Consider the following 12,184-nt stretch of genomic DNA (forward strand, 5'->3'; position numbering starts at 1 on the left):
TTTTTGGCATTTGTATCTTCGTCAGCAGTGCCGGAAAACATTCCAAATTTCTTGCCCAAAAAGCCCTTCATCCATTCAGGATACAGGGCTTTTTGGTCTTGAGTGTCTCGCGGATGAACACATTATTTTTTAGGTAACGTTGTTCCTCTGTTGACAATTTTGTATGGAAGGATGATTGATTTCTCATCAATTTCTTCCTTGTTCATTATTTTAGTCAGTAAACGCATCGCTACAGCGCCGATATCATACAACGGCAACATGATGGACGTCAATTTTGGGCGAGCCATTTCTGTAATACGCGAATTGTTGCTGGCAGTGACTTCAAATGCTTCAGGAACGCTGACACCTGCATTGATGATACCGTTCAACAGGCCGATTGCAAGTTCATCGCCGGCTACATATGCTGCATCCACTCCTGCTTCAAGTAATTGAGGAGCCAACAGCTCACCATTTTGAAGCGTCGGCTCACATTCGAAGACAAGCGCTTCATCAAAGGGAATATTTGCATTGACCAGAGCGTTTTTGTAACCTTTTAGTCGATACTGTCCATTGATTGGATTGGAAAGTGAAGCTGATACAAAAGCGATATGTTTTTTTCCGTTCGCAATCATGTTCGCTACACCTTCTTCGGTTGCACCGATATAATCGATATTGACGCTTCCGACTTGTTGCTCAGGATCGATTGTTCCAGCCAGCACGACCGGCGTTTTGGATCGGGAAAATTCTGCGCGCAACTCATCCGTAATCTTATTGCCCATGTAGATGATGCCATCCACTTGTTTCGCAAGTAACGTATTCAACACTTGGATTTCTTTCTGGTCATTCTGATCAGAGTTCGCTAAAATGATGTTATACTTGTACATTGTAGCGATATCATCGATTCCGCGTGCTAGAGATGCAAAGAATAAGTTTGTGACATCAGGGACAATAACCCCTACAGTCGTTGTTTTCTTGCTTGCCAAACCACGGGCAACCGCATTCGGTCTGTAATCCAAACGTTCAATGACTTCCAATACCTTTTTTCTTGTGGATGGTTTCACGTTGGGATTACCATTCACTACGCGGGAAACAGTTGCCATGGAGACGTTTGCTTCGCGAGCCACATCGTAAATTGTAATCGTTTGTTTTTCCATTTATGTTGCTCCTTATCTCAATTGTTTTCAATTTTTTATTTTCCATTACTCAACATAATGTTGTAAATATTGATTGTTTTACAAGCTTATAATGAATTTAACATTGTTTCATAAGATATGCAAGCGTTTTATAAAAGTTTTCATGAAAATTTCACATTGCATTATTCAAAAATAGAACCCTCATTATATGCTATAATACTAAAGAAAGGAAGGTGTCATATTAAAAATGCCTTTAAATCTAATTATCAATTTAATGAAAAAACAAGATGTAGATATCGTATTTCTCAATGATCCCAAAAACGTCTTTTATGTTTCCTCATACAGAAGCGATCCGCATGAGAGAGTTTTAGCGGCGGTTCTGTTCAAGGATGCTGCGCCCATCCTGTTTGTCCCTGCATTGGAAGAAAATGATGCGCGGAAGACTGCAGAGGGATTTGATGTGATCAGTTACATGGATACGCAAGATCCTTGGACAGTACTGGCAACCAATATTAAAAAACGTTATTCATCGCTGTCGGGCTGGTCCATCGAAAAGGACTTTTTGACTGTCGAGCGAATGGAGACGTTGCGGAAACATTTCCCGACAGCTACTTTCAACCACAACATAAGTACAGCACTTCAGAACATGCGCCTGATCAAATCCGAAAAAGAAATTACGTTCATGAAACAAGCAGGCTATTGGGCTGATGAAGCACTTAAAATAGGTGCTGGAACGCTGCGCGAGGGCATTACCGAACTTGAAGTCGTTGCCGAAATTGAATATCAGCTGAAAAAAAGAGGCGTAGCCGAAATGAGCTTCACCACTATGGTGTTGTTCGGCGAAAACGCTGCTAGCCCCCATGGTGTTCCAGGCGATACCAAGCTCAAGAAAAACCAGTTTGTGCTGTTCGATTTGGGAACCATGCATGAAGGTTATGCAAGCGACGTGACACGCACGTTCTTCTTTGGTGAAGAACCCTCCGCGCACCAAAAACGAATCTACGAGTTGGTGTTGGCTGCCCATGATGAAGCCATGGCTGCAGTCCATCCCGGAATCAAAGCTGGTGATTTGGATGCTGTAGCGCGGACAATCATTACCGAAGCAGGCTACGGTCGCTACTTCAACCATCGCCTCGGACACGGATTGGGTCAAGGCGTGCATGAGTACCCTTCTATCATGGAAGGCAATGAAATGATCCTTACTGAGAATATGTGTTTTTCTATTGAACCCGGCATTTATATTGAAGGGGATATCGGCGTCAGAGTCGAAGATTGCGGTTATGTGACTGCGGATGGTTTTGAGTCCTTCACCAACACTCCAACCGATATAGGCGCATATTTGAAATTGATCGATTAGTTGATTGAATCAGTATAGCAGCAGCGATCAGCTAAACAGTGTGCAAAAAAAAACAGGCACCCGGCCTGTTTTTTTTTTTGCGCATTCAGATATCTTCCACGCTGTCTTTTATTTCATCGACCTTTTCTTCCACTGCGACCTTTTTTTCTTCCGTTACGGCGGCCGCTTCCTCTTTGCCTTCTTCAGCGATGACAGAAGCAAATTCTTTCACATCAGTAGCTTTTTCTTTGATGTCGTCCTTAGCTTTTTTCAAGTCTTCACCGACATGTTTCGTTGTTTCAGAGAATTGTGTTTTGATTGAAGAAGTGGTGTCCTTCAAGTTAATTTTAATATCTTCGGTGGTTTCTTTGGCGACGTCCATGAACTCATTGCTCTTCTCCACAGCGATATCCGCGTAATCGCGCGCTGTGTCCAGAAGATTATTTACTTCCTCCGTGATGTCATCGCGTAGTTCTTTGCCTGGTTTAGGCGCAAACAGCAAAGCTGTGATGGCTGCTGCAGCCCCGCCGATGATTGCCCCTAATACAAATCCGCCTTTATTTTTTGTCATAATCCTCAATCTCCTTTTTGTTTATTTATTGGTTGACGCTTCAGTAAGTTTTGAACTTTGTATCCTTCGTTTCTTTCTTCGCTTGCCGTTGCCGGGCAATTGCCATCGCTGTCCGCCCAAGCTTTCCGACCGTGGAGGAACCTGATGTGCTTTTGACCCCTTTTCCGCCACCTTTAAGTGATACCGCCAAATTTCTGGTAGATTGGTTCACATCAGAAACCGTCACTCCCAGATCGCCGATTGCAGTGAATAAAGGATCTGTCTTGCTGATTTTGCCGTTCAGGTCATCCACTAACGTATTGGCCTTATTCAGTAAGCCTTCGACTTCAATCGACAAGTGGTCAACATCTTTCGTGATGACGGCCAAGCTTTTGTTCGCTTCCTGGGTCACTTTTTCAACCTCGCCTAAGATGTCAGTGACTTTCCTTAATGCCAAAATGATGAAAACCACCAACACTGCAAAAGCCAACGCAGCAATCAAAGCTGCAATTTCACCATACCCCATTATTTGTACTCACTCCTTCTTGATTCATACGTGCATCTGTCAAAGCATTGTACGAATTTTTATAAGATTTATTTCATTTATAATAAAATGATACCATAGACATTTCCGATATGCTATTGAAAACCCTTTAGATAATGCCGAATCGTCTGGAAAGGAATGGTTCCGATTTGGACATGCTTTCTTCAACAAAATGTAAACCTATCTTCATTTTCATAAGTCGCAGAATTTGATACAATGAAACCAACTGTTCAGAAATGAGGGATTTTATGAATGATATAAGCACGCAAGACAGCGCACTTGCACAAGATTTGATAGAGGAAGTGGTGACGAATCCAAACATTTTCGTAAAATGGTGGAACAGCATCGCATGGGAAGAGATTGTGGGCTTGTTTATTTCAAAAGGCATAACCTTGCTTTTTTTGCTGCTCATCTTTTTTGCTTTAAAAAGTTTATCCAATTACGTATTGCACCGAACTTTCGAAAAACAGATTTTGACCAAGCACATTACCCAGAACCGCGCTACCACCATCTACAAAATAGCCGAGAACGGTTTGCGTTATCTCTTGTTCTTCTTTTTGATTTATGGGATCCTTTCCATCATGGGCGTACCCATCGCTACATTGATTGCCGGTGCGGGTCTAGCAGGTCTGGCTATCGGTCTTGGCGCACAGCAGTTCATCAATGATATCGTCAATGGATTCTTCATTATCCTGGAATCACAATTTGATGTCGGTGATCATGTTGTGATCGGCGGAATCGATGGTACAGTCGTGAACGTTGGCTTGCGGACGACACAGATCAAAAGTTTTGATGGCACGCTGCATTTTTTACCTAATCATACCATCACGACCATCAGCAACCTGTCCCGAAATGATATGCGGGCCATGATCGATATCCTGTTGTATCCGGATACCGATTTTGAAACGGTCAATCAGGTAATTCAGGCCGTCAATGAACGGATTGTGCCGGAACATCCGGAAATCGTCAAAGGCCCTAATGTCATTGGCATCACCGACAAAGGGAATGGCCAGCTTGCCTATCGGGTTGTCTTTTATACATTGAACGGCCAGCAGTACAGCATCCAAAACTTGTTCTTGGGAAGCTACCGTTCCGCACTGTTGGAGGCCGGTATCCAGATTCCTGCTATGCCGTACACCGTGCCGAAAGCATAAACGTCTTACGAAAAAGTGCTTCACCTCCAAGTGTATTTGGAAGTGAAGCACTTTTTGATTTATTGGGTTAGGCTTGAAGCAGAAATCCGCATGCTATCTTTTGGAGGCCACTTCTTCCTTTTCCTCGATTTTCTCTAATTTGTAGATGCGGTGGATGCCATGCACCAGATGATTCACTCTTGTCAGTATCTCTTTGCGCGTGATGATGCCGATAAATTTGCCGTCATCTTCGGTAACGCACAAGAAATTGTGATCGATCAGATAATTCAGGATATCCTCCAGGTCTGTCCATGGGCGGATGGTCTGTACATTCCTGTCCATCACATCTTCCACTTTGAGTGTTTCCATTTTGTCATAGCGGATCGCATCGATTTCCGTGATGGCTTTGATGATCATCGGTATGGAAATCAGTCCTTTGATGCGGGACTTCGAATCCAAAACGGGAATGACGGAATACTTCACTTGGGACAACACGAGAAACGCATGGTTCAGGTTATTCGAACAATGTACATTGGCGACATTTTCGCCGTGGATCATCAGATCTCCGCAGGCATCATTGTCCAGCAATAACGCGGCTACTTCGCTACTAATCATTATTTTTTCCTCCTAAAAGGTATCCATCCGGAATGTGTGCAGCCGGATGCACCTTCTTTGCATGTGATCAAAGCATTTGAAATTGTTTTCTCAGATCGACCACTTCCTGATGGTGATCATTGTAATAGGTAACAGTAGCCGTTTGGTCATCCAACGTGACGATACAATAGGTCTTTTCCATCAGCGTGCCACGTGGTTGGCTGATGCTACCGGGATTTATGAAAAGGATGCCCTCCTCCTGTTCCGCTTTGGCGATATGAGTATGCCCATAAAACACCAGCGAAACATTCGCCTGCTCAGCTTCTCGTTTCAGACCGGCAATCGAGCTCCTTACGGAATGCTGATGCCCGTGGACAACCAGTACATTTTTGCTGCCGGCCTGGAAACGGTATTCGTCGTTCATCTGATAATCATAATCGCAATTTCCCATCACAGTGGACATGATCCCCCAGATCAGATCGGAACTGCTTAATTCAGAATCACCGCAGTGTACGAAATGATCAACCTGATTTGAATAGCGTAAAGCCAGTTCGTTAAGAATATCTTTGTTACCATGGCTGTCACTGACTGCAAGTATTTTTATCATCTAATCCGCTTCCTTTTCCAACCATGCTGCCCAATTTTTCTCAAGATTTTTCAGGGCAATCGCACGGTGGCTGATCTGATTTTTTTCTACATCGCTCAACTCTGCCATCGTCTTTCCCAAGTGTGGCAAATAAAATAACGGATCATATCCGAAACCATAGTCTCCGCTCGGGAATTCCGCTATTTCACCCTCGATATCCCCTTCGACAACCAGACTTTCCCGATCCGGATGGGCCAACACTAAGGTACAATGGAAATGCGCCTTACGGGATGGGTTTTCCTGGGACCCGAGCATCGCCAGCACCTTGGCATTATTGGCGGCATCACTTTTCATTCCGCCAGCAAATCGGGCTGAAAACACACCTGGTTGGCCATCCAAGGCATCGATGCAGATACCGGAATCGTCCGCTAAGACCGTCATGCCTAATAATTCAGCGATTGTCTCAGCTTTCTTCCGTGCATTAGCTTCGAATGTATAGCCCGTTTCCTCAACATCTTCAATCTCCGGATAGTCCAACAAAGTTACGACTTCATAGCCTTTTGGTTCAAATAGGACGGCGAAATCTCTGGCTTTTCCAGGATTTTTGGTTGCTATTACGATTTTCTTTTTTTCAATTGCGTTCATCGTATCCCTCATTTCTCAGTCATTCTCGATCAAATTTAGCAAATCAACCTTTTCAATCGTAAAATTGCTCTGTCCGAGCCAATTTTCTGCAATATCCGAAAACAGTTTAGGCGAACCCGTCGTATAAAATCGGTATTCGGATGCTTGCTTGTTGTGAGAACTCTCCGCCAATCGGAAATAATCCAAGAGTGTGCTCACCTCAGATACCGTTTCAGCCCCGGAATCGATAAGAGTTACACAAGGGCCCATCACATTTTGGATGAGCGGTGTCAAGAGCGGATAATGCGTGCACCCCAGAATGAGAGTATCAACAGATTCTTTCAGTAAAGGTTTCAGCGTTTCCGCAACCACTTTTTTGGCGATTGATCCGTTGTATTGGTTACTCTCCACTAGCGGCACAAATTTTGGGCAGCTCATGCTGATGACTGAAATACCCTTGTCTTTGTCCTTGATGGTTTGTTTATAAACGTCGCTGTTGATGGTGCCTTTTGTACCGATTACGGCAATGCGTTCATTTTTTGAATGTTTGATTGCCGCTCGGCTACCGGGATTGATAACGCCGATCACCGGAATGTCTATGCGCTCGCGGATGACATCCAAGGCGGCTGCGGTCGCTGTGTTGCAAGCAATCACCAGCATTTTGATATCTTTCTTCAGCAGAAACTGTGTCATTTCCCATGTGTATTGAATCACTTCTTCTTTGGGCCTTGGTCCATAGGGGCATCTGGCGGAATCCCCCAGATAATAAATGGATTCATTGGGAAGCTGTTTCATTGCTTGTTTCACGACGGTCAAGCCGCCGACACCAGAGTCAATAAAACCGATTGCTTTTTTACTCATGCAGTAACTTCCTTTATTTGTTTTCGTATCTCTATTTTACCTTAAGATAAAGGATTTTTGTAAAAATGAGGCAAATTTCATTCTGATTTGCTTCACTTTTGTGGTTTAGACTAGATTGCTTTCTCCAATAGGGCTGCCGATTATTGGCAGTCCGAAATTATGTATGCTACAATAGTCTCAATTTAGGGACGGTATTTTTTGTCCTCCAGAAGCTTCCGATACTACGATGGATGCAAACCAATAAAAAGGAGTGGATATTCAAATGAGTTATCAATCGATTGTCACAGTAGTCGATAAGGGATTGGTCGACCGTGTCTTCGAGAGTGCCCGCTGCGAAGAATCCTACTGCGGTACCGTCATCTCAGGCCGCGGATCCGGGATGCACGAGAACAAAAAGTTGTTCAATCTGGCGCTGGAACCGGAAAAGGAAATTCTGCTGGTTTTGACCCAAGAACAGCATTCCGAAAAAATCATCAATCAAATTGAGGAAGCCGTAAACATTACCGCACCCGGTAATGGCATCCTATTTGGAATCAATTTGAAAAGAGTTCATGGCATTGCTGAATAGTAAGAAAAGCTGAACGGGTTCGTTCAGCCCTGAAAGAAATTTAGGAAATCTGTCCACGCAACGTTCCCTACGGTCACCTTGTACTGGGGCTCTAAGGGATGAATCCCTAAGAGTCCCATGCAACTGAGCATCGAAGAGCGCAATATGCTGAGAGACTTACTGCGTCAGCAGGTTAGTCGAATAGTATCCTTGGCTCGCAGAGACAAGGGGTTCCTTGATCATTTCCGAAGGGCTAACCCGTGAAGCTGGACATCATTTTAGGTGCATGAAACATTTTGCAAACTTGTGAAACACCTACGGTGATGCACTTTTCACTCTGGAAAATTTTATAAATTCCTATATGTGAACAAAGGAAACTCGTTATACCGCGACCGGCGGCATAACGAGTTTTCATTTGTTTCCGGATCGGATAGCCCCGTTCAGCTTTTCAGCAAGCGGCGTTGTTCCTCTTCTTTTTTCCAATCCGAAACATATTTGAAGACTGGGATCAACAGCAAGATTAATCCCAAAGTTTTTTTGGCAGTCCACATAAATATCTCCCTTTCTGATTGCAGGTTGAACTTCTTACCCCTATTATGCCTGATGTTGAAAAAAAACGCTATTGATAGGCATCATCAGAAAATAGACTCTATCCACTAATTAAAATACGTGTATAATGAAGTGTAGATTTAAGGGGGGGAAAAATTAATTGAATCCTGAAAACGAAAATGCCCATATTATCGATAACAAACACTTCTCCTATTTATTGATAAGGGATTACCTGCTGGGGAATATTCTAGGCGAACATACTGATGAAATATTGTATTGGGCCGGCAAAGATTTAGCTCGGCAGTTCCCGTTGAAAAGTCAGGAAGACCTATATGAGGCGATGATTTATTGCGGATTCGGTCAGCTCGAACTGCTCAAAAAGGAAAAAAACGCCCAACAATACCGTCTGGAAAGCGATTTAGTCACTGTCCGCACCCAAAACGAACAAGTCTCCTTCCAACTGGAAGCCGGATTTTTAGCGCAGCAGATCCAGATGACGACCGGCCTCCCCTGTGAAGCAAAAGCAGAAATCATAGTCGGAAAAGATAAGAAAAAAGAAGTGCTCATCACCCTGTTCATCGAGTGAATCAAAACGCCCGAGCATACCGGCAATTCGTTGCCGGTATGCTCGGGCGTTTTTTGGGGAATTCTGCGATGTTTGACTGTTCTCCGGCGAAAGCCATCTTGCCCGGAGCTGAGGCCCCGTCCCCCCTGCTGTACTCCGATGAAGGGATTCTCGACGGAGCAGGTACTATTTTAGGGACTTATCTCCGGCCAGTGGCCTACAACCGGAGATAAGCCGCCGGAAACGGTGCTCTCCTCCGGTCCACTAGCTTTCGCCAATAACTTCGCTCGCGCCACAGCACCCAAAACAAAAAGAGTTGCCGGATATCCTGAAACATCAGGACACCGGCAACTCTTTCTTATTATTTAGATATATTTTTCAAGCGTTTCTTCAAGCATCTCTTTTGCGTGATAGCCGACTAATTTTTCTACGACTTGGCCATCTTTTTTGATCAACAACGTCGGAATGCCCATGATGCCGAATTGGCTTGGCGTTTGCGGATTAGCATCCACATCCATTTTAGCGAATGTTACTTTGTCGCCGATTTCTTCATCCAATTCATCGATGATTGGTGATTGCATGCGGCAAGGTCCGCACCAAGTTGCCCAAAAGTCCACCAATACGACCCCATTTTTTGTTTCTGTTTCAAAATTTGCATCTGTTAATATTTTTACCATTGTATTTACTCCCTTCGAAATTCACCTTTATATGTTAATTATAGCAGAGGCTATACTCAGTACCAATCAATCTGCTCAGCCGCGGAACGTTACGATTGTCGCACCGTTTCCCCCAGCATTCACCGGTGCATACTCGTAAGAAAGCACTTGTGGGTGACGCTTCAATAAATCGCCGACCCCTTTGCGGAGTGCACCTGTCCCTTTCCCATGAACGATAGTCACTTGCGGATAGCCCGCTAACAAAGCAGCATCCAAATACTGATCGACTTCCGCCAATGCTTCTTCATAGCGCTGGCCTCTCAGATCGAGCTGGGTCGCGACATGACTGGATGAAGATGATTTGACAGTGGCAATCTGACGTTGTCTTTTTTGTTGCTGCGGCTCTTCTTTGATCAGCCTGAGGTCCGATTCCGGCAACTTCATCTTCATGATGCCCATCTGGACGACCCATTCGGAATTGCCTTTCTTTTCGACGAGCGTCCCCCGCTGGCCATATGTTTCCGTAATGACTTCATCACCCGGCTTGAACATTTTTTTCTCTTTCTCTTTGCGCAGGACTTTATTTTTGGCTAAAGACTCTTCTTGGCGCAAGTCATTGAATTGTCTGCGCAGATCGATCAATTCATGCTCTTTGATACTACCGGATTTCCCCATATTCAGTTGCATCTCACGGATTTCCTGCAACAGGAATTCCGCCTCTTCTTTCGCCGTATCAACCAATTTGTTGGCTTCTTTTTTCGCGTCTTCGATGATTTTTTCCTTGTTTGTTTCCAGTTTTTCGTTGGCTCGCTTCAGGTCCGCCAATAACTTGTCGGATTCTTCCAACTGCGTTTGGAGCTGCAAGGATTCTTTTTCGGTGACGCGTCGCTTCTGTTCCAGATCCGCGATCATCTCGTTCAGGTTTTGGCTGTCCACATCAATGAAACCGCGCGCCTGATCGATGATACTCGGGTTTAGGCCGAGGCGTTTCGAGATATCGAAGGCGTTACTTCGCCCGGGAACGCCGATCTGCAGGCGATAGGTCGGAGCCAAAGTCTCAACGTTGAATTCCATGCTGGCATTGATCGTGCCGGAGCGATTGTATCCGTAGGCTTTCAGTTCAGGATAATGGGTAGTGGCCATGACATAGCTGCCGATGCCACCGATATAGTCTAAAATTGAGATGGCCAGGGACGCGCCCTCTTGGGGATCGGTACCGGAACCCAACTCATCCAAAAGCACGAGACTTTTATCGTCGATCTGATTGAGGATCGAAACGATGTTGGTCATATGCGAAGAGAATGTACTCAGGCTCTGTTCAATTGACTGCTCATCACCGATATCCGCAAAAATTTCTGTGAAAATACCGATTTGACTGTCCTCATCCGCCGGTATCTGAAGGCCTGATTGGCCCATCATTTGGATGATTCCGAGTGTTTTCAGCATGATCGTTTTTCCGCCCGTGTTCGGACCAGTAATAACGATGGCTTGATAGGCTTCGCCGAGGATCAGATCATTCGCGACAACGTCCTTCTGATCGATGAGCGGGTGTCTGGCTTTCCAGATGGCGATATGATTCTCTTTGCTGATGATCGGGCGTGTCGCCTTCAGGGAATCGGCATAACGCGCTTTTGCATTGATGAAATCCAGAGTTGCCAGCACTTCGCTGTTCCCGTACAATTCCTGTGTGAAAGGCTCGATTTCCATCGATAATTCATACAAAATCCGTTCGATTTCCGCTTTCTCCTGTGCAGCCAACTGGCGCAGATGATTATTCAGATCCAGGATGGCTTGCGGTTCAATGTAAAGCGTCTGACCTGTCGAGCTTTGGTCATGGACAATACCGCCGAATTGATTACGGTATTCTACCTTTACCGGAATCACAAAACGGTCATTGCGGATCGTGATGATGGCATCGCTAAGGTAGGATGCCTTATTGCCTCTGATGATGTCATCCAACTTGGTCCGGATATTCTGTTCGCCCTGTTTGATTCCTGTGCGTATCCCTTTCAATGCGGGAGAGGCATCATTCTGGATCGTCCCATCTTCATAGACTGTTGCTTGGATCCTCCTTGTGATTTCCGAAAATACAACCAGCCCAGCAACCAGTTCGTCCAGGACAAAGAAGGAAATCTCGTTGTCTTCGAACCATTGGAAGAACTGGATGATTTCTCTTGTGGTCGACAATACCCGACCGATTTCGGCGATTTCTTTACCATTCAAAGTGCCGCCTATCTCAAGACGCTTCAGATGGCTGCGGATGGATTTTAGCCTTGGCATCGGAATCCCGCCTTTCAGGCGCAATACCTTTCTGCCGTCTTCCGTTTCATTCTGCAAGGCAACGACTTTTTCTTGATCGATTTCAGGCCGCAATGCCTGAATTTTATCTATCCCTTGATCTGTTGCCGCAAAATTCTGGAGTTGTTGTTTTATTTTTTCGAACTCTAACGTTTTGCTTATTTTATTATTCATCTGATTCTCCTAAAAGTGCTTTCTCCAAAAAAGCGGGACGATATAGTAACGCTAT

The 12,184-nt window shown here is 44.7% G+C and carries 13 protein-coding genes; 4 read left to right on the forward strand and 9 right to left on the reverse strand.

The window, feature by feature from the left end:
* Positions 1-122 precede the first annotated feature (122 nt).
* Positions 123-1,133: a catabolite control protein A gene (ccpA, locus tag ACKPCD_RS09665; RefSeq protein WP_086988090.1), complete on the reverse strand. Its 1,011-nt coding sequence runs from the start codon at positions 1,131-1,133 to the stop codon at positions 123-125.
* Positions 1,134-1,359: 226 nt separating this feature from the next.
* Here ccpA and ACKPCD_RS09670 point away from each other — a divergent pair, with 226 nt between their 5' ends.
* A complete protein-coding gene (locus ACKPCD_RS09670; protein WP_321433059.1) occupies positions 1,360-2,469 on the forward strand; it encodes a M24 family metallopeptidase in 1,110 nt (369 codons plus the stop codon).
* Between the two features lie 85 nt (positions 2,470-2,554).
* Here ACKPCD_RS09670 and ACKPCD_RS09675 read toward each other — a convergent pair whose 3' ends face one another.
* Entirely contained in the window at positions 2,555-3,019 is a 465-nt protein-coding gene (locus ACKPCD_RS09675) for a YtxH domain-containing protein (protein ID WP_276648579.1), read from the reverse strand.
* 40 nt (positions 3,020-3,059) lie between these two features.
* Positions 3,060-3,524: a DUF948 domain-containing protein gene (locus ACKPCD_RS09680; RefSeq protein WP_086988093.1), complete on the reverse strand. Its 465-nt coding sequence runs from the start codon at positions 3,522-3,524 to the stop codon at positions 3,060-3,062.
* 266 nt (positions 3,525-3,790) lie between these two features.
* Between ACKPCD_RS09680 and ACKPCD_RS09685 the strand changes: the two genes are divergently transcribed.
* Positions 3,791-4,696 carry a mechanosensitive ion channel family protein gene (locus tag ACKPCD_RS09685; protein WP_068559782.1) on the forward strand — a complete coding sequence of 302 codons (906 nt, stop codon included), beginning with the start codon at positions 3,791-3,793 and terminating at the stop codon, positions 4,694-4,696.
* 93 nt (positions 4,697-4,789) lie between these two features.
* Here the strand turns inward: ACKPCD_RS09685 and cbpB are convergent, their stop codons facing one another.
* From cbpB to racE, 4 genes are all read right to left on the reverse strand, one after another.
* Positions 4,790-5,290: a cyclic-di-AMP-binding protein CbpB gene (cbpB, locus tag ACKPCD_RS09690; protein WP_086988095.1), complete on the reverse strand. Its 501-nt coding sequence runs from the start codon at positions 5,288-5,290 to the stop codon at positions 4,790-4,792.
* 67 nt (positions 5,291-5,357) lie between these two features.
* Positions 5,358-5,876: a metallophosphoesterase gene (locus tag ACKPCD_RS09695; RefSeq protein WP_086988096.1), complete on the reverse strand. Its 519-nt coding sequence runs from the start codon at positions 5,874-5,876 to the stop codon at positions 5,358-5,360.
* Positions 5,877-6,500 carry an XTP/dITP diphosphatase gene (locus ACKPCD_RS09700; protein ID WP_288927833.1) on the reverse strand — a complete coding sequence of 208 codons (624 nt, stop codon included), beginning with the start codon at positions 6,498-6,500 and terminating at the stop codon, positions 5,877-5,879. It lies immediately after the preceding gene.
* A 15-nt stretch (positions 6,501-6,515) separates the two neighbouring features.
* Positions 6,516-7,340, reverse strand: a complete 825-nt coding sequence (gene racE / locus ACKPCD_RS09705; RefSeq protein ID WP_068559788.1) for a glutamate racemase — start codon at positions 7,338-7,340, stop codon at positions 6,516-6,518.
* A 262-nt stretch (positions 7,341-7,602) separates the two neighbouring features.
* Here racE and ACKPCD_RS09710 point away from each other — a divergent pair, with 262 nt between their 5' ends.
* Together ACKPCD_RS09710 and ACKPCD_RS09715 are read left to right on the forward strand one after the other, a co-directional pair.
* Positions 7,603-7,908: a hypothetical protein gene (locus tag ACKPCD_RS09710; protein WP_321433060.1), complete on the forward strand. Its 306-nt coding sequence runs from the start codon at positions 7,603-7,605 to the stop codon at positions 7,906-7,908.
* A 688-nt stretch (positions 7,909-8,596) separates the two neighbouring features.
* The gene (locus tag ACKPCD_RS09715) at positions 8,597-9,022 is read left to right on the forward strand and encodes a YslB family protein (protein WP_086990992.1); all 426 of its coding nucleotides are present in this window, start codon (positions 8,597-8,599) and stop codon (positions 9,020-9,022) included.
* Between the two features lie 344 nt (positions 9,023-9,366).
* Here the strand turns inward: ACKPCD_RS09715 and trxA are convergent, their stop codons facing one another.
* Positions 9,367-9,678, reverse strand: a complete 312-nt coding sequence (gene trxA / locus ACKPCD_RS09720; protein ID WP_068559792.1) for a thioredoxin — start codon at positions 9,676-9,678, stop codon at positions 9,367-9,369.
* A 75-nt stretch (positions 9,679-9,753) separates the two neighbouring features.
* A complete protein-coding gene (locus tag ACKPCD_RS09725) occupies positions 9,754-12,129 on the reverse strand; it encodes an endonuclease MutS2 (protein WP_321433061.1) in 2,376 nt (791 codons plus the stop codon).
* Positions 12,130-12,184 lie beyond the last annotated feature (55 nt).

This window comes from Trichococcus flocculiformis, assembly GCF_963662535.1.
GTDB classification, from domain to species: domain Bacteria; phylum Bacillota; class Bacilli; order Lactobacillales; family Aerococcaceae; genus Trichococcus; species Trichococcus flocculiformis.

Coding starts and splice junctions, on each gene's coding strand:
- ccpA (WP_086988090.1), bottom strand. CDS start 1,133: ATGGAAAAACAAACGATTACAATTTACGATGTGGCTCGCGAAGCAAAC.
- ACKPCD_RS09670 (WP_321433059.1), top strand. CDS start 1,360: ATGCCTTTAAATCTAATTATCAATTTAATGAAAAAACAAGATGTAGAT.
- ACKPCD_RS09675 (WP_276648579.1), bottom strand. CDS start 3,019: ATGACAAAAAATAAAGGCGGATTTGTATTAGGGGCAATCATCGGCGGG.
- ACKPCD_RS09680 (WP_086988093.1), bottom strand. CDS start 3,524: ATGGGGTATGGTGAAATTGCAGCTTTGATTGCTGCGTTGGCTTTTGCA.
- ACKPCD_RS09685 (WP_068559782.1), top strand. CDS start 3,791: ATGAATGATATAAGCACGCAAGACAGCGCACTTGCACAAGATTTGATA.
- cbpB (WP_086988095.1), bottom strand. CDS start 5,290: ATGATTAGTAGCGAAGTAGCCGCGTTATTGCTGGACAATGATGCCTGC.
- ACKPCD_RS09695 (WP_086988096.1), bottom strand. CDS start 5,876: ATGATAAAAATACTTGCAGTCAGTGACAGCCATGGTAACAAAGATATT.
- ACKPCD_RS09700 (WP_288927833.1), bottom strand. CDS start 6,500: ATGAACGCAATTGAAAAAAAGAAAATCGTAATAGCAACCAAAAATCCT.
- racE (WP_068559788.1), bottom strand. CDS start 7,340: ATGAGTAAAAAAGCAATCGGTTTTATTGACTCTGGTGTCGGCGGCTTG.
- ACKPCD_RS09710 (WP_321433060.1), top strand. CDS start 7,603: ATGAGTTATCAATCGATTGTCACAGTAGTCGATAAGGGATTGGTCGAC.
- trxA (WP_068559792.1), bottom strand. CDS start 9,678: ATGGTAAAAATATTAACAGATGCAAATTTTGAAACAGAAACAAAAAAT.
- ACKPCD_RS09725 (WP_321433061.1), bottom strand. CDS start 12,129: ATGAATAATAAAATAAGCAAAACGTTAGAGTTCGAAAAAATAAAACAA.